This is a genomic window from Kineosporia sp. NBRC 101731 (genome assembly GCF_030269305.1).
Classification (GTDB): Bacteria; Actinomycetota; Actinomycetes; order Actinomycetales; family Kineosporiaceae; genus Kineosporia.
In genome coordinates this window covers 63,295-86,232 of sequence record NZ_BSTC01000011.1, presented here as the reverse complement: position 1 = coordinate 86,232, position 22,938 = coordinate 63,295, and the positions used below count along the sequence as shown (strand labels likewise).

Here is a 22,938-nt window from a genome sequence, read left to right as displayed (position 1 = left end):
ACGCGCGTCCTCTGTTCGTGATCAGGCAGAGTTTCCCCGGGGAGACGTGGCCTGATCACGAACGATGGCTAGCCGGCCGGGGCGGCCAGACGCCCGTCCCGCATGAACGTCCCGTTCTGCTTGAGACGGCGCAGGATGGGTGAGATCTCGAGCTGCTGAACCCCGGGGATGGCTCCCAGTCGCCGGGTGACGTACTGGTAGAGATGCTCGGGGTCGCGGGTGATGGCCGAGGCCGTGAGGTTGCGGTTGCCGCTGATCGCCGCCACGTAGGCGATCTCCTTGTGCTCGGCCAGTTCCAGCCCCACCCGGTCCAGATCGGCCGGGGAGACCGTCAGCCAGAGCGTCGCGTGGGTGGCGAAACCCAGCGCCTCGATGGCCATCTCGACATCGAAGTAGAACATCCCGGCGTGTACCAGCTCGTCCAGGCGCCGCTGCACCCGGGCCGCGCTCCAGCCCGTGGCCTGGGCCAGCCGGGAGACCGGAGCGCGACCGTCGGCCCGCAACTGCGCCAGCAGTGTGTCGTCGTCCGGCCCGATCGGCACCGCCGGGTCGGCGCCCTCGACACGCATCAGGGCCCCGCGCCGGATCTCGGTCACCTGGGCCGGGTCCAGCTCCGTCAGGTGCCCCATCGAGCCGAGGCGCTCGTCGAAGCGGTGCATCACCATCTGGGCGGTGAAGTCGATGACCTCCTTGGTGTGCGGCAGACGGCGCAGCAGCAGTTCCTGGCTGGGCTCGGTGCCGTGCCCGGTGTGCGAGCGCGCCGCGCACAGGATCTCGGTGCCGCCCGAGGTCAGCGACACCCAGGAGACGTCGGGACGCTGCGCCAGGGCGTCGGCCAGCGGGCCGGCCGCGTCGGGACGGGCCCGGATGCGCACCATCCAATTGCCCTGACCATTGGCGAAGGGGTCGACGAGTCCCATCACCCTCACCACGCCGTGCTCGCGCAGCCGCCGGAACCGGCGGGCCACGGTCTGCTCGGAAACGCCGGTAAGTGACGAGAACCGGGCGAACGGAATGCGAGGATCCAGCCGCAGCGCATGGATGAGCTTCTGATCCAGATCATCGGTCGTGAGGATTTCCATCGAACCACCGCCCTTCGATGGAGGATTCTAACGCTCTCGGGACTTCTGGCGACGTTCGCCGGGCCACCTGCCCCATGCTCCTTTCAACACCACAAAAACTACTGGGAGTCGTTCCATGCGTAAGTGGACCCCGCTACTGGCGGTCTGCCTGGGCACCTTTATGTTGCTCATCGACGTCACGATCGTGAACGTCGCCCTGCCCGACGTCACCCGCGACCTGGACGCGAGTTTCAGCCAGGTGCAGTGGGTCATCGACATCTACGCCCTGAGTCTGGCCGCGCTCATGCTCGGCGCCGGGGCCCTGGCCGATGCGCTCGGCCGCCGCCGGGTGTACCTGACCGGCCTGACGGTCTTCGCGGCCGCCTCGGTCGCCTGCGGCCTGTCGCAAGACATCACCGTGCTCATCATCGGCCGGGCCGTGCAGGGCATCGGCGGCGCCGCGATGTTCGCCACCACCGTGGCCCTGATCAACGTGTCGTACTCCGGGCGCGACCGGGGCACCGCCTACGGCATCTGGGGCGCCGTGGCCGGGGCCTCCGCCGGTGTCGGCTCGGTCATCGGTGGCGTGCTCACCGACCTGCTGTCCTGGCGCTGGGCGTTCTGGGTCAACCTCCCGGTCTCGATCCTGGCCATCGCGCTGTCGCTGATCGTGTTCCAGGACGCCGAGCGCCGCCGCGTGCGTCTCGACGTACCCGGCATGATCACCTTCACCGCGGCCGCCAGCCTGATCACCTACGCGATCATCGAGGCCGGCGAGGAGGGCTGGACGGCCACCACGCCGATCGTCACGGCCGTGCTCGGGGTGCTCGCCCTGGCCGTGTTCGTGGTGCTGCAGCGCCGCACCGCCAACCCGCTCATCGACCTGGCCCTGCTGCGCAGCCCGGTCTTCACCGGTGCCGTGCTGGCCGCAGCGGTGCTCTCCTCCACCGCTTTCGGCTCCAGCGCCCTGATCTCGATCTGGCTGCAGTCGGTCGTCGGCCTCAGCCCGCTCAAGACCGGCCTGGTGCTGCTGCCCATGTCGGCCGTGGCGTTCGTCGTGGCCGGCGGTCTCAGCCGCAGAATGCACGGTGTTCCGGTGGCCCGGCCGATCGGCGCCGGACTGTTCCTGATCGGGTGCGGCACCCTGCTCATGCTCTTCGTGCACCCGCAGTCGTCGTGGACCGCCCTGCTCGCGGGCCTGCTCGTCGTCGGTCTCGGCGTCGGCCTGGCCACACCTCCGCTCACCGCCGCGGCCCTCTCCGCCGTTCCGGTGCAGCGCAGCGGCATGGCCTCGGGCGTGCTCAACACCGCCCGCCAGCTGGGCCTGGCCTTCGGGGTGGCGATCCTCGGGTCGGTCTTCACCTCCCGCGCCGCCGACACCCTGGCCTCGCACGACGTCCCCGGTGCCGACGGGCTGGCCTCGGCCGTGTCCGGCGGCCAGACCCAGGCCGTCCTGCAGGCGGCCCCGGAGAACGTCCGGGGGCAGCTCGAGACCGCCATCCACGAGGCCTTCGCCGCGGGCCTGCACGGCGCCTTCCTGATCGCCGGCCTGGTGGGTCTGCTCGGCTCGGTGATCGTGTTCCTGCTGCTGCGCCGCGAAGCCGCCCCGGAACCGCAGCCCACCCTCGAACCCGCCACCGCGGCGAGCTGACCCCAACCCCCTCCAACCCTTCCGTGATCATGCAAAACCTCCCCGGAGTTCTAGAACTGCGAGACCGAGAGTTCTAGAACGCTGGGGAGGTTTTGTATGATCACGAAGAAGTGGGGACCTTGGCGATGATCTCGTCCCGCACGCGGGCCCTCCGGGAGATCAGTGGCCGAGCCACGAATCCACCACGTGCTCTGCTGGAAAGTCAGCGGGCGAAGCGCTCCACCAGACGGGTGAGTTCCCGCGCGTTCTCGTCCAGCGTGCGGGCCGCCTCACGCGAACTGCCCACCGCCGTCAGAGTGCTCGCGACGGTGTTCTTGACCTCGCCGATACCGGCACTGATCTGGGTCCCGCCCGCGGTGACCAGCTGCACGGCCCGGCTCATCTCCGAGGTCACCGAGCTCTGCTCCTCCACGGCGCCGGCGATGGCGTCCTGGAAACTGCTGACCCGCTCGATCGCTTCACCGATGGCCACGATCGCCGCCACCGCGTCGTCCGTGTCAGTCTTGATCGCATTGACGCGCGTGGTCACGTCGACGGTGGCCTCGGCCGTCTGGCGCGCCAGTTCCTTGACCTCGTTGGCGACCACGGCGAAGCCCTTGCCGACCTCACCGGCCCGGGCCGCTTCGATCGTCGCGTTGAGCGCCAGCAGGTTGGTCTGCCCGGCGATCGCGTTGATCACCTCCACCACGTCGACGATCTGGGCGCTGGAGTTGCCCAGCCGGTTGATCACGGCCCGGGCCTGTTCGGTGCGCTGCACCGTCTCCTGCGCCACGGATGCGGCCTGGGTGGCGTTGCGCGCGATCTCGCCGATGGCGGAGGACATCTCGTTGGACCCGGTCTCCATCGTGGCCATCGTGCGGGCCACGTCGTCGGCCTCGGTCGCCACGTGGGTGGTGCGGGCGGCGACCGCGTCGGCGGCCCCGGCCACCTCATCCCCCACGCTCGAGACCTGCCCGGCGGCCCGGGCCACCCCGGTGGCCGTGCGGGCCATGTCCGAGAGCAGGGAACGGATCTCGCCGACCGCGGTGTTGAGCGCCGCACTCATCTTGCCGATCTCGTCCGTTCCCTCGGTGACCTGCACGTTCAGGTCACGGTGGGCCACCTTGTCAAGGGCCCCGGTGAGGGTGTCCAGCCGCAGCACCGTACGTCGCGCCCAGTACCAGGCCAGGCCACCACCGATCACGGTCAGCAGCCCGGCCGCCAGGGCCAGGATCATCAGCATGCTGCTGCGGCCGTCGCTCAGAGCGTTACTGGCAGCGGCATAGTCGGGGTTGTACGTCTGCACCGCGATGGCCCACTTGTAGGGCGAGTAGTACATCACCCGCATCGTACTGTCGGCCGCCGCGGCATCGTCCCGGCCCGGCAGTTTGTACTCCCCCGTCCATACCTGGCCGTCCTCGAGTTGGGCCGCGGCATCGACGATCTGCTGGACGTAGGCGGTTCCGGAGGCGTCCACGGCCTCGAGCGGCTTGTCACCGGCCGGGGCCGGCAGGCCCGATGCGATGACCCTTCCCCGGTCGGCAGTTTCGTTGCTGAAGATCGAGACACCACCGTGCTGGCCGATCTTCGTGGCCGCGATACTCTCGGTCAGTTCCTTGATCGCGTCGGCCTGCGGGACACCGAAGAAGACCGCCCCGACCACGTCACCGTTCGCGTCCTTCAGTGGGTCGTACGCCGTGACGTACCAGGTACCGACCACCTGGGCCACGCCGCGGTAGGACTTGCCCGCCGTGATGGCCGCGACCACGGCGTTCGGTTTGCCGTCGGCGCCCACCGACGGGATGTACGTGCCGATGGCCCGTTTCCCCTCCGCGTTGGGCACATTCGTCGCGACCCGGAGCAGGTCACCGGCCTTGTTCATCCGCTGGAAGATCGTGACCCGGCCGCCGACCTTCGCCGCGAGGGTGTCGACGACCGGAGTGGCCTTCTTCACGTCCCGGTTCTGCCCCAGCCAGGTGCCGTCGACGTTCACCCGCGGCAGCTGGACCGTGCCGGCCTTCTGGCTCACCTGGTTGACCGCGTTCCACGTCACCGTCGAGTCGCCGAGCTCGAGCCCACCCTTCTCGGCGAGATCGGCCAGGGCCACGGTGTTGGCCCGGTTGACCCGGTCCTGGGTGGCCGCACCCGCATTGTTGACCAGCTGATAGACCTGGGACGTGAGGCTGTCGAGCTCACTGTCGCGCTGGTCGGCGATGGTCTCGTCGGCCTTGCTGCTGAAGACACCGCTCTGCCAGGCAGCGACCCCTCCCAGTACTCCGGCCGTCAGCACAATGCTTCCGACACCCAGCAACAACAGGGTGACCCGCAGGGTCACGGTGCGCGGCAATCTTGTCACACCCCGCTCTTCGGCTCGAAGCAGCGCCGACTGAAGGTCCCGGAGCGGACAATCGTCCCCGATCGGCGCAACGGCAACACATCGCCAGCGCGCTCACCCGAAACCCCCAGCAGACCGAGCAGAGCCAGGCCCATGACCAGGTAGGCGTTCGCCGTCAGCCAGTCCACCGGCAGGTCACGGGGTAACCACCACATCGGCGACAGCGCCAGTACCGCACCCGCGGCCAGAGCCACCCGGTGGCGCCCGTCCCGCACCAGCACGACCAGCGCCGGCAGGGCCCACACCCAGTGGTGGCTCCACGAGATCGGCGAGACCACCAGGCTGGTCAGACCGCCCACGGCCACCGCGGCGGCCCAGTCACCGCTGCGGGCCCGGCGGGTGGCGAGGACGAGCCCGTAGGTCAGCAGCACCAGCGGGACGACGAGGTACCAGCTGCCGACGTTCTCGCGGCCTCCGAGCAGCCGGACCAGCGCCCCGAACGGGGACTGGTTGCTGATGTAAGACGCCCCGACCCGGGAGGTGTCGAAGAAGACCTTGCTCCAGTACAGCCGGGAGGCACCGGGAGCAGCGACGACCCCGAGCCCGGTGCACGCGACGAAGGTGACAGCCGCGGTCACCGCGGCCCGGACCTTCCCGGCGCACAGCAGCAGCACGATGAAGATTCCCGGCGTCAGCTTGATCGCGGCGGCCACGCCGATCCCGACGCCCACCCCCAGACCGGTCCCCCCGGCCACCCGGCGCACGTCGAACAGCACCAGGGCCAGCAGGAACACGTTGATCTGGCCGAGGAACAGAGTGTGCCAGACCGGTTCGAGCATCAGCCCGCCGACGACCACCCAGCCCGGTCGCAGCCGCGAGAGCCTGGCCAGCAGCAGCATCTCGCGGCAGGCGAGGGCGAACGCCGCGACCGTGGCCAGCTCCCAGAGCAACCGGGACGGGACCAGCGGGATCCAGGAGAGAGGCGTGAAACTCAGTGCTGCGAAGGGTGTGTAGGTGAAGAACAGCCCGGCCTGGCGTTCGAGATACAGGTCGGTCCCCGACCGGACGGCCGAGCCACCCAGACGATAGATGGAGAAGTCCAAGGGGTTCCAGAACAACGAGAAGACAGTGACCACGAGTATCTGTGCCGTGAGCCACCATCCGGGGTCTCTCCATGAGAGTCGTACCGGCAACGTCAGGACGCCCACCCGCGTCCTCAAGATCTGCGTTCCAGACATGACCCCACCGTGGCCGTCGGCCCCGCCCCGCCACATCGGCCCACGGGCCACACCGCTGCCATCCCCTGGGCGTAGGCTCCGGGTCCGGTCCGGACGACCCGGAACGGTCACGCATCGCAGCTGAGCGGCAACGGCTTTCGCTGATCCCGAGGTGCTGGAGCCGGTGACCTACGAGACCCCGGCCGCGCTCGGGCTCCCGATGACCGGGCATCCCGGCGGGACGTTGGCCCTGATGGCCTGACCGTTCAGCGGGTGGGTTTCACCAGACCGAACTCGTAGGCCTGGATCACCAGCTGAACCCGATCGCGGGCATCAAGTTTCGTCAGCAGCCGGGAGACGTGGGCCTTGGCCGTGGCCGCACTGATGACCAGTTCGGCGCCGATCTCGGCATTCGACAACCCCCGTCCGACCAGGGTGAGCACCTCCCGTTCCCGATCGGTGACGACCGACAGGCTCCCCCGGGCCGTGGGCCGGGCGACCCGGCCGGTCAGGGCGTTCATCAGCCGCCGGGTCAGCCGGGGCGCGATCAGCGCGTCACCGGCCGCGACCACCCGGATCGCCGACAGCATGTCTTCCAGGGCAACGTCTTTGACCAGAAATCCACTGGCCCCGGCCTGCAGGGCCCCGTAGAGCGACTCGTCGTCGTCGAACGTCGTCAGGACCAGTACCCGCACCCCGGGGTCGTGCGCCGTGATGCGCCGGGTGGCCTCGATACCCTCCAGCCCGGGCATCCGCAGGTCCATGACCACCACATCGGGCCGCAGCGAGGCAGCCAGCAACACCGCCTCGAACCCGTCCCCCGCCTCCCCCACCACCCTCAGATCGCCGGTGTCGGTGAGCAGGACCCGCAGGCCGGCCCGGATCAGCGGCTGGTCGTCGGCCAGCACCACCGAAATCGTCACAAGCCCTCTCCTCACCCCGGAACCGGAAGCCGGGCCGCCACCCGGAACCCGCCATCGGCCCGGGCCCCGACGTCGAACGATCCGCCCAGCAGCGTAGCCCGTTCCCGCATCCCGATCAGCCCGTAGCCGCCCTCCGACGAACCGGCCGGGCCGCGTCCCGAATCCAGGACCTCCACCGACAGTTCGGCGCTCCGGTAGTCCAGACGCACCAGGCAGTGCGGCGTCCCGGCATGGCGCACCACGTTGGTGACCGACTCCTGGACGATCCGGTAGGCCGAGAGTTCGACGTCGGCAGGAAGTTCCCGCACCGAGCCCAGTCGCTCCACCTCGACCGCCACCCCGGACAATCCGGCGGTGGACACGACCCGCTCCAGATCGCCCAGTCCGGGCAGCGGTTCGCCGGGCACGCCCTCGGGATCGGCGCGGCGCAGGGCAGTCAGGGTGCGCCGCAGCTCGGAGAGCGTCTGCCGGCTCGTGTTCTCGATGGCTCTCAGCGCCTTGGCCGCCTCGTCGGGCCGGCTCCCGATCACCCGGGCCCCCACCCCGGCCTGGATCGCGATGACCCCGAGGCTGTGGGCGATCAGGTCGTGCATCTCCCGGGCGATCCGCAGACGCTCGGCCTCGATCGCCTGCTCGGTCTCCCGGACCCGGGCCACCTCGGCCCGTCGCCGCGCCGCGCCCGCCGAGTTCGCGAGCGTCCACACGGTGACCATGATCAGCAGAAGGCTGCCGGACCCGGCGAACTGTTGCACGAACGCGAACCCGACCAGTTGCTGACCGACCGCCACCACAACGGCGAGAGGCAGGGAGACCGGCCACGGCCGGCGCAGGGCCAGCAGCGCCACCGCCAGGTACTCCGCCAGCATCCCGATCATGATCGCGGTGTCGTACTGGGGCAAAGGGGCCAGGAGTGACGCCACCAGCAGGACCGCGATCAGGCTCACCACCGGACCGCGCAGCACGAGCAGCGGCACAAAGACCGCGACGGTCACGATCGCGTCCAGGTCGTTACCCAGCCAGAACACCGCCGATCCGACCACGAGCAGCCCGATCACCCGCGGCGGGACCCCAGGGGATCTCCGCGGGAGGAAGAGGTCCATGCCGCCACGGTAGCCAGGCACCGCCGCGAGCGCATCGGCCCCCGGGCTTACGCCTACGGGCTGACGCCCGCCACCAGGTGCTCGAAGATCACGTTGGTCTCGGTGAAACCCACCTCCCGCCGCGCACTCAGGTTCCGCACCACGAAATCGCGCAGAGCATCCGGCGACTCGACCGCGATATGAATCTGGAAGTCGTTGGCCCCACCGAGGAAGAACACATTGAGGACGCCGTCGAGCGCCGCCATCTCCTGGGCGAAGGCCCCGATGCGGTGGCGGGAGGGGGTGGTCAGGCGTACCGCCACCAGCGCCTGCAGCGAACGCCCCAGGGCCTCGGGCGACAGCTCGGCCCGAAACCCCCGGATCACCCCGGCCTCCTGAAGCCGGCGCACCCTCAACAGGCACGTGGACGGCGCGACCCCGACCCGGGCGGCCAGCGCGTTGTTCGGCAGACGGGCGTCCGCGACGAGTTCGGCGAGGATCTGGCGGTCGATCTCGTCGAGTTCGGCCGGCCCGTGACCGGATCGACGATTATTCGCCATGGCAAGCCTTCCACCTGGGCCGATACGAATTCATCAACAGATTAACCGCTGAGAATCGAATAATCTTCGACGAAACAACCTGGAAACGGAATCATCACGCACTCTGCCGTCACGTGGCCGGAGAGGCCCCTTCGTGACGAGGAGCGCAGCATGCTGGTCGGTGTCCCCCAGGAGATCAAGAACCACGAGTACCGCGTGGCCATCACCCCCGCCGGCGTCCGCGAGCTGACGCTGCGCGGGCACGACGTGGTCATCGAGCGCGGCGCCGGCATCGGCTCGGCCCTGCCGGACACCGACTACGAGGCGGCCGGGGCCAAGATCCTCGACACCGCCGAGGAGGTCTGGAGCTCCGCGGAACTCGTGCTCAAGGTGAAGGAGCCGGTGGAGGCCGAGTACGCCCGGCTGCGGGCCGGCCAGACCCTGTTCACCTACCTGCACCTGGCCGCGTCCCGCTCCTGCACCGACGCCCTGCTCGCCGCCGGCACCACCGCCGTGGCCTACGAGACCGTGCAGACCGACGCCGGCGCGCTACCCCTGCTGGCCCCGATGAGCGAGGTCGCGGGCCGACTGGCCCCGCAGGCCGGCGCCCACCAGCTGATGCGCTCGGAAGGTGGCCGGGGCGTACTGCTCGGCGGCGTGCCCGGGGTGCGCCCGGCCCGCGTGGTCGTGATCGGCGCGGGCATCTCCGGGATGAACGCCGCCACGATCGCCGCCGGGATGGGCGCCGACGTGCAGCTGCTCGACCTCAACGTGGACCGGCTGCGCGCCGCCGACCAGGTCTTCGGCGGCCGCGTGCAGACCATCGCCTCCTCGGCCTTCGAGATCGAGCAGGCCGCGCTGCAGGCCGACCTGGTGATCGGCGCCGTGCTGGTGCCCGGTGCGAAGGCCCCCACCCTGATCTCCAACGACCTGGTGCGCCGGATGAAGCCGGGCGCCGTGCTCGTCGACATCTCCATCGACCAGGGCGGATGCTTCGAGGACTCACGTCCCACCACGCACGCCGAGCCGACCTACGCGGTCCACGACACGATCTTCTACTGCGTGGCCAACATGCCCGGCGCGGTGGCCAGCACCTCCACCCGAGCCCTCACCAACGTCACCCTGCCCTATGCGGTCGCGCTCGCCGACCGGGGCTGGAAGGACGCACTGGCCGCCGACCAGGCGCTGGCCCGTGGGCTGAACACGCACGACGGCAAGGTGACCTACGCCCCCGTCGCCCTGGCCCACGGCCTGGAGTACACCGAGACGGCTTCTCTCCTGGCCTGATCCATTCACGAGAGGCCCGCCGGAATCATCCGGCGGGCCTCTCGTGCGTCGCTGCCCACCCCACCGACGCGAGCCCGTGCGCGTCCACCATTGACGCACCGCCACCCGCAGGCAAGGATTAATGACCGTACGGTCAGTATTTCGCGTCCGCATTCAAGGGTGAAGGTGGAACCGGGTGACTGAGGGTTGGCTGGGCCTGTTGCCGTCGGAGGGGCCGGTGCGGCTCATCGATGCCGCCGGTGTCGCGACCGGTGACGGCACGTACGAACTGCCCGATCACGACACGCTGGTCGCGCTCTACCGGGCGATGGTCGTGGGCCGCCGCTTCGACGCCCAGGTCACGGCGCTGACGAGGCAGGGACGCCTCGCGGTGTATCCCTCCTCGCGGGGCCAGGAGGCCTGCCAGACCGGTACGGCGCTGGCGTTGCGCCCGCAGGACTGGCTGTTCCCGACCTACCGCGACTGCGTCGCGGTGGTCACCCGCGGGGTCGATCCGGTCGACGTGCTGGTCAGCTTCCGGGGGGACTGGCACTGCGGGTACGACCCCTACGAGCACCGGGTCGCGCCGCAGTGCACCCCTCTGGCGACGAACACGCTGCACGCGGTCGGGGTGGCACACGCGGCCCGGTTGCGGGGTGAGGACGCGGTCGCGGTGGTGCTGCTGGGCGACGGGGCCACCAGCGAGGGAGACACCCACGAGGCACTGAACTTCGCGGCCGTGTGGAAGGCGCCCGTGGTGTTCGTGGTGCAGAACAACGGGTATGCGATCAGCGTGCCGCTTCACCGGCAGACGGCGGCTCCTTCCCTGGCCCACAAGGGTATTGGCTATGGCATTCGATCGGAGCAGATCGACGGGAACGATGCGGCGGCCGTGTATGCGACGGTCTCCTCGGCGATCGCCTCCGCTGCCGCCGGAGGTGGTCCCACGCTGATCGAGGCGCTCACCTACCGGATCGAGGCGCACACCAATGCCGACGACGCCTCGCGATACCGGCAGGACGACGAGGTGGCCGGCTGGCTGGAGCGCGACCCGGTCCGGCGGCTCGCCGTCTTTCTCTCTTCGTCCGGGGATTTCGATGCAACCGGGTTCGACGCCGAGGCTGAGGGTCTGGCTGCCGGAGTGAGGACGCGGATGGGCACCGATGCACCGGTCTCACCGTCGGATCTGTTCGAGTACGTCTACGCGCGGCCGACAGCCGCGCTGGCCCGGCAGCGCGCGGACGCGCTGGACCTTCCGGTAGGGGGAAGGGCCACGATGGACGGACATGAACCCGGCGGGAGGGGAATCCGGTGAGTACGGTGACGGAGCGCGCAGGTCAGGTGGAATCATCGGTGCATCAGCCGGTCTCGCTCGCCGGGGCACTGAACCAGGCACTCGGTGACGCGCTGGATGCCGACGATCGGGTGGTCGTGTTCGGGGAAGACGTCGGGCCGCTGGGCGGGGTGTTCCGGGTGACCGACGGCCTGGCCGCGCGGTTCGGGCCCGACCGGGTCTGGGACTCGCCGCTGGCCGAGTCCGGCATCGTCGGCACTGCGATCGGCATGGCGATGAACGGGTTGCGCCCGGTGGTGGAGATGCAGTTCGACGCCTTCGCCTACCCGGCCTTCGAGCAGATCACCAGCCATCTGGCCAAGATGCACAACCGCACCCGCGGACGCGTCGGGTTACCGATCGTGGTGCGTATTCCGTACGGGGGTGGCATCGGCGGGGTGGAGCATCACTGCGACTCCTCCGAGGTCTATTACACGCACACCGCCGGGCTGCGCGTGGTCACGTGCGCCACACCCTCCGACGGGTACCGTCTGCTGCGCCAGGCCGTCGACAGCCCCGATCCGGTGATCTTCCTGGAGCCCAAACGCCGCTACTGGACCAAGGAACCGATAGATCGCGCGGTAGACGGACCGGAGCTGCACCAGGCGCGCGTGGTGCAGCCGGGCCGTGACGTCACGGTGATCACGTACGGCGGCACGGTGGAGACCGCACTGGAGGCCGCCCGGATCGGCCGCGACGAGGGGTACGACCTGGAGGTGGTGGACCTGCGCAGTCTGAGCCCGTTCGACGACGAGACCGTCACGGCCAGCGTGCGGCGCACCGGCCGGGCCGTGGTCGTACACGAGGCCGCGGGGTTCTGCGGATACGGCGCCGAGGTGGCCGCGCGCCTCACCGAGCAGTGCTTCCATTCCCTCGCAGCCCCGATCCTGCGGGTCACCGGATACGACATTCCCTATCCCCCGCCCCAACTCGAGCATCATCACCTGCCCGACGCCGAACGCATCCTCGACGCGGTCAGCCGGCTGCAGTGGGAGGGCGAGCCCCATCATGGCTGATTTCCTCCTGCCCGACCTGGGTGAGGGCCTGACCGAGGCCGAGATCATGACCTGGCTGGTGGATGTCGGTGACGAGGTGACGGTCGACCAGCCCGTCGTCGAGGTCGAGACCGCCAAGGCCTCGGTCGAGGTCCCGGTCCCGTTCGCCGGTGTCGTCACCGTGCTGCACGCCGAACCGGGTGATGTCCTGGCCGTGGGCACACCTCTGATCACCATCGCCGAGACCCGTCGCTGGGAGACCTCCTTCGGCGGTCTGCGAGAGCCGGGGGTGGAGGTCGCCCCACCGGGCTTCGACGAAAAGAGCGAGGAAGGCGCCGGCCGCAGTGAATCCGCAGGCAGCAGTGAGACCACCGGCAGAGGTGAGAACGCAGGCAGCGGAAACGTTCTGGTCGGCTACGGCACATCATCAGCCGGTGCCCCCACACCCCGGCGCCGTCGGCCCCTGCGCCGGCCGGGCGCCCCGGCCCTCGTCCCAGAAACTGATGCCGTTACACCCGGAGTTGACGCTGCCACACCAGACGCTGGCGCCGTCGCACCGACTCCCCGTGTTCTTCCGCCGGGCACGGAAACCCACGCCCTGCGCGTCATCTCTCCGCTGGTGCGGCGCCTGGCCCGTGAATCCGGTCTCGATCTGCGCCAGGTGACCGGCAGCGGCCCTGGCGGTCTGATCCTGCGGGCCGACGTCGAGCAGGCGGCCCGCTCCCAGCCTGAACGGCGTCCCGGGCCGACGCCTCCTGCGCCCACGCTCCCCGAGACCACGTCCTCAGGAACGGTTTCCTCCGAAAGCTTCCGGACCGCAGCGTCTCCGCCGCCTCCATCCCTCCCCGCCTCAGCATGGCCCCCCGACCGCGGGTTCGAGCGGGTCCCCCTGACCGGGATACGGCGGGTGGCTGCCGAGAAACTCTCTCGATCGCGCCGGGAGATTCCTGAGGCCACCCTCTGGGTCGATGCCGACGCGACCGGGCTGCTCGAGGCCCGGGCCGTGCTCAACAGCGCACCCCCCGGTTCACCCCCGGGCACCCCTGTCAGCATCGTCGCGCTGCTCGCCCGTTTCGGCGTGGCGGGGTTGCGGCGGTATCCGGAGCTGAACGCGACGGTCGAGGGTGGGGAGATCCACCGGCATCGGGCTGTGCACCTGGGGTTCGCGGCGCAGACCGATCGTGGCCTGGTGGTGCCGGTGATCAAAGACGCGGATCTGCTCAGCACGCGACGGCTGGCGGGCGCGATCAGCGCGATGACGGGCCGGGCCCGGGAGAGTGCACTCACGCCGGGTGATCTGACCGGCGGGACGTTCACGGTCAACAACTACGGGGTGTTCGGCACCGACGGCGCTGCGGCGATCATCCATCACCCCGAGGCGGCGATCCTCGGGATCGGGAGAATCATCGAGCGACCCTGGGCCGTAGCTGGTCAGGTGGTGGTGCGACAGGTCACGCAGCTGACGCTGAGTTTCGATCACCGGGTGTGTGACGGCGCGGTGGCGGGCGGGTTCCTGCGGTTCGTCGCCGACTGCGTCGAGAGGCCGGTGGCAGCGCTGGGTGATCTCTGAGGTAGCGTGACAACGTCGTGGTGTTCGGGAATTCCGGTGTGATACCGGAGCGGCCCTCGCCACTGTGATCGGGAAGCTGCCGGCTCGCACAGTCCGCATCGGGCGCCACTGGGCGGGACCGTCATGACGGGACCGCCTGGGAAGGTTCGCCGGCAGCGCTTGACCCGAGAGCCAGGAGACCGGCCACGGCACTTGTTTCGCAACCACGAGGTGCTGGAGGCGGTCTGTTCCATGGGCCCTGCGCGTTTTCTGAAGATCCCGGCGATCGCTGCGGCGTTCGTCCTCCCCCTGCTCCCGCTGGCCGCCTGCGGCAGCGATTCCGGTGCTGCCGGTAGCGACGGTCCCCAGATCCTGCGGTACGCCTATGCGTTCACGCCGGTCGCGGCGCTCTCGCCGTACAGCGACGACGCGGTGACCAGTTACGGCGTCGGCGCCACGCAGACCCTGGCCCAGCTCGACGCCTCCGGCCGTCCCGAGGCGTCGCTGGCCACGGGCTGGGAGCAGACCGACCCCCAGACCTGGGAGCTCACGCTGCGCCCGGACGTGACGTTCCAGGACGGCACCGCCATGGACGCCCAGGCCGTGGCCGACTCGCTGACCCACGCCACCGAGGCCGACCCGGCGCCGCGGTCGCTGTCGGGCACCGACCTGACCGTGACCGCCGACGGCGACAGCGTGGTCCGGATCGTCACCCGCACCGCAGACCCGGTGCTGATCCAGCGGCTGACCTCGCCGGAGCTGGCGATCCTCTCGGAGAAGGCTTACGCCGACCCGGCCTCGCCGTCCGTGGTCGGCACCGGCACCGGTCCCTACACGATCACCCAGCTCAACGGCACCACCTCGGCCGACCTCACCGCGAACAAGAGCTACTGGGGCGGCACCCCGGCCCTGGCCGGCATCGAGCTGAGCTTCGTGGCGGACGGCGACCAGCGCGCGTCCGCGCTGCGAGCCGGTCAGACCGACGTGGCCCAGGCCGTCCCGGCCGACCAGCTGGAGCAGATCGGCACCGACCACGTGCTGGCCGTCCCGCTGCCGCGCACCGTGTCGCTGCACCTGACGCAGAGCTCGACGGTGTTCAAGGACCCGGCCCAGCGCGAGGCCGCCCGCGAGGCCTTCGACAGTCCGGACGGTCCGGACGGTCTCGACGGTCCGGACGGTCTGGACCTGGCCGGCACCATCTACGCCGGTGCCGCCGACCCGGCGAAGGGGCTGTTCTCGTCCGTGTCCACCTGGGCCGACGAGCGCCCGACCCCGGACTACCCGAAGGCCGCGACCCCGCAGAGGCAGAAGATCACGCTGGCCACGTTCTCCGACCGCCCGGAACTGGCCGAGATCGCCACCGTCGTCGCCGACCGGTGGCGCAAGGCCGGGTTCGACGTCAAGACGGTGGTGCAGGAGTACAACCAGATGGAGAGCGACCTCCTGGCCGGCACCTACGACGCCGTGATCATGAGCCGCTCGTACGGGCAGGACACCGCCGACCCGATCAGCTACCTGCAGGCCGACTTCGGCTGCGACGGCGGCTACAACATCAGCCGGTTCTGCGACCGGTCTCTCGACGCGGACCTGGCGAAGGCCGCCCCGCAGACCGATGTGAACGCCCGCAACCAGGCCGCGGTCGCCGCCGAGCACGTGGTGCTGTCCGCCGTCGCCGTCATCCCCCTGGTCCACGACCGCACCCAGTTCGGCCTGGCCGACGGGGTCTCCGGCCTGGCCGGTGACCCCTGGGAGCGCGCGGTGATCACCGCGAAGACCACGATCCGCCACTGATCCCCCGCGCCGTGAACGTACCCGTCGTGTCCCCGCTCCTGCCCACTCCAGAGGCCCCGCGATGCGGCGGGCCGGGCCCGGTGGCCGACCACGCCCGCCCCACCACCTCGTTCGTGATCGGGCCATCCCTCAGCACCCGGCCGGGGAGAGTCTGCATGATCACGAACGAGGTCGGGCTCCACCGTTCTCGCACTCGCGCTCTTCACCTCGCGGGGATCACGGGAATCGCCGGGATCGCGAGATGAGCCGCGGATCAGCGCCGTCCGGGCTGCGCTCGATCACCGGCACGCTCGCCACGGTCCTGCTCCTGCTGGTCGTGGTCGCCGCGTTGCCCTGGCTGCGGGGTGAAGACCCGGCCCGGACCGTGCTGCGGGTGCGCTTCACCGCACGGGGTGACGACCCGGCCGCGGTCGAGGCTCTGCGCCGGGAACTGGACCTTCCCTCGTCCCCCGTCTCCGGGGTTCTCACCTGGCTGTCCGGCGCCCTCCGGGGCGATCTGGGCACCAGCTGGGTGAGCCGCCGGCCGGTCGGCGAGCTGGTCGGCCCGGCGCTGGGCACGTCGCTGACCCTGGCCGGCACCGCCGGGGTGATCGCGGTCGCCGTGGCCGGGCTGCTGCTCACCCCGGTGATCCGGCAGGGCGCCCGGTCCGGCCCGAAACCCCGCTCCCGCCGTCCGGACCTGCTGTCCGGGCCGGTACCGGCCGCGCTCGCGGCGCTTCCCGAGGTCGTGGTCGCGGTCACCGCAGTGCTGCTGTTCGCCGTGACCTGGCGGGTACTGCCGGTCTTCGGCTGGAACGGACCGGCGAGCGCCGTCCTGCCGGGGCTCTCGCTGGGTCTTCCGGCGGGAGGGTTGCTGGCCCGGATGCTCTCGGCCAGTGCCGAGCAGACCCTGACCGAACCGTGGGTGCGGGCGTGGCGGGCGTCCGGTCTGGACCTGCGTCCTCTGCGCCGCGCGGTGGTGCGCCGGGTGGTCGCGGTGGGGGCACCGCAGGCCGTGGTGGTCGGCATGTCGATCGTCGGCTCGTCGGTCGCGGTGGAGAGGGTCTTCTCGATCCCGGGTGCGGGCACGCTCGCCCTCGACGCGGTGCTGGCCGAAGACCTGCCCGTGGTGCAGGCGGTGCTGGCCGGGTTCGTCGTGGTCGGTCTGGTCGCGGCGGCGATGGCCGCCGCGGTGCACCGGGTGCTCGCGGTGCCCGACGCCGAGCGCGCCGCCGGCGAGCCCACCCACCTGGGCACCCAGAATGACGGACGACGCCCCGCCTGGGTCCTCGTCCTCACCTTGGCGCTGGTGGTGCTGTCGGTCGGCTGGTTCCGCAACGGCACCGCGACCGATCTCTCCCTGCGCCTGGCCTCACCGAGCCTCGCCCATCCCCTGGGCGCGGACGCCGTGGGACACGACCAGTGGGGCCGTCTCGCTCACGGCACCCTGCTCACGGTGTCGCTGGCGGCCGGGATCACGCTGTTCGCGCTGGTGATCGGGGTGCTGGTCGGGACGTCGGCCGGTCTGGCCGGGCCGGGTTCCACCCCGGGCGCTCTCGACGTACTGGCCACCGTGCCGTCGAACCTGGCCGGGCTGCTGGTCGCGGCCGCGCTCGGCCCGGGTCTGCGCGGGGCCTGCCTGGCGGTGCTGCTCGTGGCCTGGATCCCGCTGGCCGTGCACGCCCGCACCCTGGCCTGCGAGGCCCGGTCGGCCGGATACGTGCGGGCCGCGGTCCTGACGGGTGCCGGTCCCGGGCGGCTGCTGCGGGTGCACGTACTGCCCGCCGTGCTCGGACCGCTGGTACGTCACGCCCTGGTGCGCCTGCCCGCCGCGGCCCTCGGCATCGCCGGCCTGAGCTTCCTCGGGCTGGGTGCCGACCCCGACCGCCCGGAACTGGGCGCCATGCTCGCCGCCGGTGTCGGCTACCTGGAGACCGCGCCCTGGCTCGTGCTCGGACCGGCCGGGATCCTCGTCATCCTGGCCGTGCTCACCACCAGCAGTGCCCGTTCTGCCCAGCCGTGAATCAGCCGTGAATCAGCCGTGATCAGCACTGATCAGAACGGCACCCGCACCGCCACGAGAAACCCGAGCACCACGAAGACCACGGCCAGCACCACCACACCCAGGTCTGGCGCCGAAGCCGCCCGGCGCCTCGGTAAGACCCTCACCCGGGGCAGACCCAGCGACGGCAACCCGGGCAGACCCAGCCGAGGCCTGCGTGGTACGCCCAGACGGGGAAGCCGCGGTAATCCTAGGCGCGGCAGGCGAATACGCCGCCGTCGCCGAGGAACCCGCGGCGACGAGACCCGTGGACCGGTACCCGCCCGGTGAGGATCGATGAAGGGTACGGACGAGGTGTGCGGGGTGGACGAGGTAGGCGGGGTCGTCCGGGCATCGGGGCGAGCCCTTGGCCCACCCTTTTGTTCGTGATCAGGCAAACTTTCCCGGGGAATGTTTGCCTGATCACGAACAGGGGTGGGGGGTGCTGGGCCAGGGCCCGAGAGCCCACTGCCGGACGCCGGCTCGGGCCGGGTTCGGCGTTTTTCCTCGGCCTCCTGCCGCTGCCGGCGGCGTTTGGCCACCTCCGCGCGACGGGCGTCCAGAGGCCCGGTGTCACCTCCGGACTGCCACAGCGCGGTATCCCGATCCCGGCCGTCCCACTGCTCACGACGCTGCCGCTCGGCCCACTCCGCCGCCCGCTCAGCCATACGCTCGCTCGCCGAGCTTCTCAGGGCCGTACTTCGCAGGGCTGGACTTCCCAGGGCTGGACTTCTCGGAGCCGAGCTTCTCAGGGCCGAGCTTCTCAGGGCCGAGGTGCGCGGCGCCCCGTCGGGCCGCCCCGAGAACCGCCCCCAGTACGGGTCGGCCTGGCGCCGGGTCAGCACGAACGCGTCGTAGGCGGCCCGGTGCCGGAGGAGCCAGCGGTGAGCGGTGGTGACCTGGTGGGTCTCGTCCTCCGCGCCAGGGTCATCACCGCGCTCCGGCCGGCGGTCCGGGTGCAGCTCGCGCATGCGCTGCCGGTAGCCCTTGTTGATCTCGTCCGGCCCGGCGGTCTCGGCCACCCCCAGCACCTCGTAGGCGCTGCGACCGGCGAGGTCGTGGAAGCGGACGGCGTTCACCGGGCGATTGTCCCGCACCGGGCACCGCGCCGCGGATACTTAGCTCAAGGTCTCCGAGAACAGGTCGAGCATGGCCCGCCAGCTGCGCCGGTCGGCGAGTTCCCGGTACGGCGGGGTGCCGGGCAGCGTGAATGCGTGCGGGGCCCCGGCGTAGGTGGTCACGGTCCAGTCCAGGTCGTCCCGGGTGCGCAGCTCGTTCTCGAACGCGACCAGGGTCTCGTCGGGCACCACCGGGTCGGAGCCACCGGTGAGCACCAGCAACGGCCCGGTGATCTTGTCGACGTCGGCCGGCTCGTGCACCACCAGACCCCCGTGGAACGAGACCGTCGCGGCCACCGGGGCACCGGCGCGGGCGAACTCCAGCGCCGCGCTACCCCCGAAGCAGTAGCCGATCACGGCGATGCGGGCGTTGTCGGAGCGCTCGTCGAGCACCACCCGGTCGTAGGCAGCACCCACCCGGGCCCGCAGCAACGGCAGGTCGCCGTAATACTTGCCCGCCTCTGTCTGACAGTCTTCCACCGCCTCGAACCGGCGGCCCTGACCGTAGATGTCCGCGCAGAAGACGAAGTAACCCAACCGGGCCAGCATGTGGGCGCGGGCCTTGGGGTACTCGCGCAGGCCGGTCCAGTCGTGCACCACGACCACGGCCGGGCGGGGCCCGGTCAGCGCGGCGTCGAACACCACGAAACCCTCGAGTGTGACGCCGTTGTGGTCGTAGACCACGACCTCTTCCTCGATCCGCGCGTCCGGTGAGAGCGGCACACGGTCGATCAGGTCACGATGCACGGGGGAAAAGTCGGTCACTCTCGGTCTCCCAGATCTCGAAGGACAGGTGGTTGCCCGCTCAACCTATTCGCAGGCCGGGTCTCACCGCTCGCCGAGCCGGTTCAGAGCCGGTTCACGTCGATGCGGGTGTAGACCTCCCGCAGGGCAGCCAGATGACCCCGCATCGCGCGGCTCGCGGCCCGGCTGTTGCGATCGCGCACATGCTGAAGGATCTCGGTGTGGTCGGCGGCGACCTGGTCCCAGAACTCCGGACCGTTCTGCTCGCGCCCGAACCGGTCGCGCAGCACGGCGAACACCGGCCGGGCCGTCATGTCGAGCACCGGATTGCCCGCCGCCCGCAACAGCAGGATGTGGAACTCGCCGTGATCGTGGCCCCGGTCGGCCTCGGGCCCGGTCATGGTCGCCTCGAGCCGCCACAGGTCGTCGTCGCTACGCCGCCGGGCCGCCAGCTCGGCCGCCGGAACCTCTAGCTGAGAGCGCATTTCCAGCAGCTGACCGACGGTGATGCGACTGCGCGACAGCAGCGTGAGCGCTGTCTGCAGATAGTCCGCGACGTCGTCGGGTGACGGCTCGGCGATGAAGGTGCCACCATTGACGCCGCGCACACTGGTCAGCATCTTCTGCGCCGACAGCACCCGCAGCGCCTCGCGCAAGGTGCCGCGGCTGACCCGCATCCGCGCCGTGAGTTCACCCTCCGGGGGCAGGCGGTCGCCGGGCCGTAGGTCTCCCTCGACGATCATCCGCCGCAGCTCGCCGGCCACCCGCTCGTACTCCAGCGGACGAGGGCCATTCTCGGACATGCGCCCACGCTAGTGGCAGATCGGGCACTCAGCGCACATCGCATCAGACCTACCGTGACACTGGAACCCTCGGCAATCAGACGACTACCGGGAGCAATGTCCGTCCAGGGCATTTCATCGCCGATTTGCGGCGCGAAACCCTACCCTTGATCACATGACCCCGGAGCTGACGACCATGCTCGACGACCTGCGCACGCTGATCGAGGTGGAGTCCCCGTCCGGGGACCTGACCGCTCTCCATGCCTCGGCCCAGGCGGTCGCCGCGCTGCTGGAGACGCGGCTGGGCGGCAAGGCCACTCTGGTCGAGAGCCCCGTCGGCCCGCACGTGCGCTGGAGCGGCGGCGGTGAGCCCCGCGTCCTGATCCTGGGCCACCACGACACCGTCTTCCCGATCGGGACCCTGCACCGGCGTCCCTTTGCCGTGACCGACGGACATGTCTACGGGCCAGGCGTGTTCGACATGCTCGGCGGCCTGGTCCAGGCCGTTCACGGCCTGACCCTCCTCGACGACCTCACCGGCGTGGAGATCCTGGTGACCTGCGACGAGGAGGTCGGCTCCCGGGTGTCCCGCCCCCTCATCGAGGAACTGGCCCAGCAGTGCGGCGCTGTGCTGGTTTTCGAAGGATCCGGCGACGGTGGCGCCCTGAAGACCGCCCGGAAGGGCTGCGGCACCTTCCGCATCACCATCACCGGCCGCGCCGCGCACGCCGGCCTGGAGCCCGAGAAGGGCATCAACGCCCTGGTCGAGGCCTCCCACCAGGTCCTCGCGATCGCCGCCCTGGCCGACCCCGAGCTCGGCACCTCGGTGGTGCCGAGCATGAGCACGGCCGGCACCGCCAGCAACGTCGTGCCCGCCCAGGCGACGATCACGGTGGACGTGCGGGTCGAGTCGGCCACCGAAAGAGCCAGAATTGAAGACGCCGTAGTTGGTTTGGTCCCGCACCTCGCCGGTGCGACGCTCAGTGTGAGCGGGGGAATTCACCGCCCACCGATGACCCCCGACCTGTCCGCCGACCTCTTCGCCGTCGCCCAGACGTTCGACCCCGCCCTGAAAGCCGTTGCGGTGGGCGGGGGCAGCGACGGCAACCTGACCGCCGCGATCGGCGTACCCACCCTCGACGGCCTCGGCGCCGTCGGCGGCGGGGCCCACGCCGACCACGAGTACCTGGTGGCCGCCACGATGCCCGACCGTGCGCGCCTGGCCGCCCACCTCGTCCACCATCTGATCTCAGCCTGAAAAGACCACTGCGAACAAGTCACTCTCAGGTGCGGCGTACTACTGTGTCGCCGTGGTTCACGTAGAGATTCCCGGCTCGAAGTCCATCACCGCCCGAGCCCTGTTCCTGGCCGCGGCCGCCGCCGGGCCCACCACCCTCGTCGCGCCGCTGCGTTCCGACGACACCGAGGCGTTCACCGAAGGGCTGCAACGACTGGGCTACCAGGTCGATCTCACACCCCAGGCGTGGACGATCACCGGACAGCCGCAGTGGCCCGGTGCCGACGGCGCCTCGGTGTTCTGCCGCGACGGAGCGACGACGGCACGTTTCCTGCCGGCGCTCGCAGCGTGCGGGAAGGGCACGGTGGAATTCGACGCGTCCGAACAGATGCGCCGCAGGCCGATGGCCCCGCTGACGAAAGCCCTGCAGCAGCTGGGCGTGAGCCTCGATTTCCACGGCGAGCCGGATCACCATCCGTTCACCCTCACCACCTCGGGCATCCCGGGCGGCCACCTCACCCTGGACGCGGGCACCTCCTCGCAGTTCCTCACCGCATTGCTGCTGCTGGCCCCGCTCACGAAAGACGGCCTGCAGATTGACGTCACCGATCTGGTCTCCGTGCCCTACGTGGAGATGACCATCGCGATGATGGCATCCTTCGGGGTCACCGTCGAGGTCAGCAACCGGTCCTACCGCGTTGCCCCGCAACCGTACATCGCGCGGACCTACCCGATCGAACCCGACGCCTCGTCCGCGAGTTACTTCTTCGCCACCGCCGCACTGCTCGGCGAGACCATCACGGTGCCGCGCCTGGGTTCTTCTTCGTTGCAGGGAGATCTGGGCTTCGTGGACGTGCTGGCCCGGATGGGCGCGACGGTGAGCAAGGACGAGCACGCGACCACGGTCACCGGCAACGGGCAGCTTCACGGCATCACCGTGAACATGCGCGACATCTCCGACACGATGCCGACCCTCGCCGCGATCGCCCCGTTCGCGGACGGGCCCACCCGCATCATCGACGTGTACAACACCCGGGTGAAGGAGTGCGACCGGCTGGAGGCCTGCGCCACCAACCTGCGGGCGCTGGGGATCCAGGTGGAGACCGGCCGCGACTGGATCGAGATCTGGCCCGGCGAGCCCGTACCGGCGCAGATCACCTGTTACGGCGACCACCGCATCGCGATGGCGTTCAGCGTCACCGGCCTCCGCACCCCGGGCATCACGCTGGACGACCCCGGTTGCGTGAAAAAGACCTTCCCGCAGTTCCACCCGGCCCTCGCGGCGCTGGTCGACGAGCTGCGCAGCCCGGCCTGATCAC

The 22,938-nt window shown here is 70.4% G+C and carries 18 protein-coding genes and 1 riboswitch; of the genes, 9 read left to right on the top strand and 9 right to left on the bottom strand.

Annotated features, from left to right (window positions below):
- Window positions 1-68: 68 nt before the first annotated feature.
- On the bottom strand, window positions 69-1,082 hold the full coding sequence (locus QSK05_RS26155) for an Lrp/AsnC family transcriptional regulator (protein WP_285599983.1): 1,014 nt from the start codon (window positions 1,080-1,082) through the stop codon (window positions 69-71).
- Window positions 1,083-1,197: 115 nt separating this feature from the next.
- Here QSK05_RS26155 and QSK05_RS26150 point away from each other — a divergent pair, with 115 nt between their 5' ends.
- Window positions 1,198-2,712, top strand: a complete 1,515-nt coding sequence (locus QSK05_RS26150; RefSeq protein ID WP_285599982.1) for an MFS transporter — start codon at window positions 1,198-1,200, stop codon at window positions 2,710-2,712.
- 202 nt (window positions 2,713-2,914) lie between these two features.
- Here QSK05_RS26150 and QSK05_RS26145 read toward each other — a convergent pair whose 3' ends face one another.
- The 5 genes from QSK05_RS26145 to QSK05_RS26125 all read right to left on the bottom strand — a co-directional run bounded on the left by QSK05_RS26145 (window position 2,915) and on the right by QSK05_RS26125 (window position 8,805).
- Window positions 2,915-5,047, bottom strand: coding sequence for a methyl-accepting chemotaxis protein (locus QSK05_RS26145; RefSeq protein ID WP_285599981.1), 2,133 nt, complete (start codon window positions 5,045-5,047; stop codon window positions 2,915-2,917).
- A complete protein-coding gene (locus tag QSK05_RS26140; RefSeq protein ID WP_285599980.1) occupies window positions 5,044-6,264 on the bottom strand; it encodes a glycosyltransferase 87 family protein in 1,221 nt (406 codons plus the stop codon). The genes QSK05_RS26145 and QSK05_RS26140 overlap by 4 nt, the downstream gene beginning before the upstream one ends.
- A gap of 245 nt (window positions 6,265-6,509) precedes the next feature.
- Complete coding sequence (locus QSK05_RS26135; RefSeq protein WP_285599979.1) at window positions 6,510-7,166, bottom strand: response regulator; 657 nt, start codon at window positions 7,164-7,166, stop codon at window positions 6,510-6,512.
- A gap of 11 nt (window positions 7,167-7,177) precedes the next feature.
- Window positions 7,178-8,266: a sensor histidine kinase gene (locus QSK05_RS26130; protein ID WP_285599978.1), complete on the bottom strand. Its 1,089-nt coding sequence runs from the start codon at window positions 8,264-8,266 to the stop codon at window positions 7,178-7,180.
- 53 nt (window positions 8,267-8,319) lie between these two features.
- Window positions 8,320-8,805, bottom strand: coding sequence for an Lrp/AsnC family transcriptional regulator (locus QSK05_RS26125; protein WP_285599977.1), 486 nt, complete (start codon window positions 8,803-8,805; stop codon window positions 8,320-8,322).
- A gap of 150 nt (window positions 8,806-8,955) precedes the next feature.
- Between QSK05_RS26125 and ald the strand changes: the two genes are divergently transcribed.
- From ald to QSK05_RS26095, 6 genes are all read left to right on the top strand, one after another.
- Window positions 8,956-10,071, top strand: a complete 1,116-nt coding sequence (gene ald / locus QSK05_RS26120; protein ID WP_285599976.1) for an alanine dehydrogenase — start codon at window positions 8,956-8,958, stop codon at window positions 10,069-10,071.
- Window positions 10,072-10,246: 175 nt separating this feature from the next.
- Window positions 10,247-11,365 (top strand): thiamine pyrophosphate-dependent enzyme, encoded by a 1,119-nt coding sequence (locus QSK05_RS26115; protein WP_285599975.1) that lies wholly within the window; start codon window positions 10,247-10,249, stop codon window positions 11,363-11,365.
- Complete coding sequence (locus QSK05_RS26110; protein WP_285599974.1) at window positions 11,362-12,399, top strand: alpha-ketoacid dehydrogenase subunit beta; 1,038 nt, start codon at window positions 11,362-11,364, stop codon at window positions 12,397-12,399. The genes QSK05_RS26115 and QSK05_RS26110 overlap by 4 nt, the downstream gene beginning before the upstream one ends.
- Window positions 12,392-13,948, top strand: coding sequence for a dihydrolipoamide acetyltransferase family protein (locus QSK05_RS26105; protein WP_285599973.1), 1,557 nt, complete (start codon window positions 12,392-12,394; stop codon window positions 13,946-13,948). The genes QSK05_RS26110 and QSK05_RS26105 overlap by 8 nt, the downstream gene beginning before the upstream one ends.
- Window position 13,949: 1 nt before the next feature.
- A riboswitch (cobalamin riboswitch) is annotated at window positions 13,950-14,150 on the top strand.
- Window positions 14,141-15,718: an ABC transporter substrate-binding protein gene (locus QSK05_RS26100; protein WP_285599972.1), complete on the top strand. Its 1,578-nt coding sequence runs from the start codon at window positions 14,141-14,143 to the stop codon at window positions 15,716-15,718. (Overlaps the previous riboswitch by 10 nt.)
- Window positions 15,719-15,959: 241 nt before the next feature.
- Complete coding sequence (locus QSK05_RS26095) at window positions 15,960-17,720, top strand: ABC transporter permease subunit (protein ID WP_285599971.1); 1,761 nt, start codon at window positions 15,960-15,962, stop codon at window positions 17,718-17,720.
- Between the two features lie 32 nt (window positions 17,721-17,752).
- Here the strand turns inward: QSK05_RS26095 and QSK05_RS26090 are convergent, their stop codons facing one another.
- The 3 genes from QSK05_RS26090 to QSK05_RS26080 all read right to left on the bottom strand — a co-directional run bounded on the left by QSK05_RS26090 (window position 17,753) and on the right by QSK05_RS26080 (window position 20,403).
- A complete protein-coding gene (locus QSK05_RS26090; RefSeq protein WP_285599970.1) occupies window positions 17,753-18,817 on the bottom strand; it encodes a J domain-containing protein in 1,065 nt (354 codons plus the stop codon).
- Window positions 18,818-18,856: 39 nt separating this feature from the next.
- Entirely contained in the window at window positions 18,857-19,621 is a 765-nt protein-coding gene (locus QSK05_RS26085) for a dienelactone hydrolase family protein (protein ID WP_285599969.1), read from the bottom strand.
- Window positions 19,622-19,704: 83 nt separating this feature from the next.
- The gene (locus tag QSK05_RS26080; protein WP_285599968.1) at window positions 19,705-20,403 is read right to left on the bottom strand and encodes a FadR/GntR family transcriptional regulator; all 699 of its coding nucleotides are present in this window, start codon (window positions 20,401-20,403) and stop codon (window positions 19,705-19,707) included.
- 154 nt (window positions 20,404-20,557) lie between these two features.
- On the opposite strand from QSK05_RS26080, the gene QSK05_RS26075 reads away from it, so the two are divergent.
- Window positions 20,558-21,640, top strand: a complete 1,083-nt coding sequence (locus QSK05_RS26075; RefSeq protein ID WP_285599967.1) for a M20 family metallopeptidase — start codon at window positions 20,558-20,560, stop codon at window positions 21,638-21,640.
- Window positions 21,641-21,692: 52 nt separating this feature from the next.
- Entirely contained in the window at window positions 21,693-22,934 is a 1,242-nt protein-coding gene (gene aroA, locus QSK05_RS26070; protein ID WP_285599966.1) for a 3-phosphoshikimate 1-carboxyvinyltransferase, read from the top strand.
- Window positions 22,935-22,938: the final 4 nt, after the last annotated feature.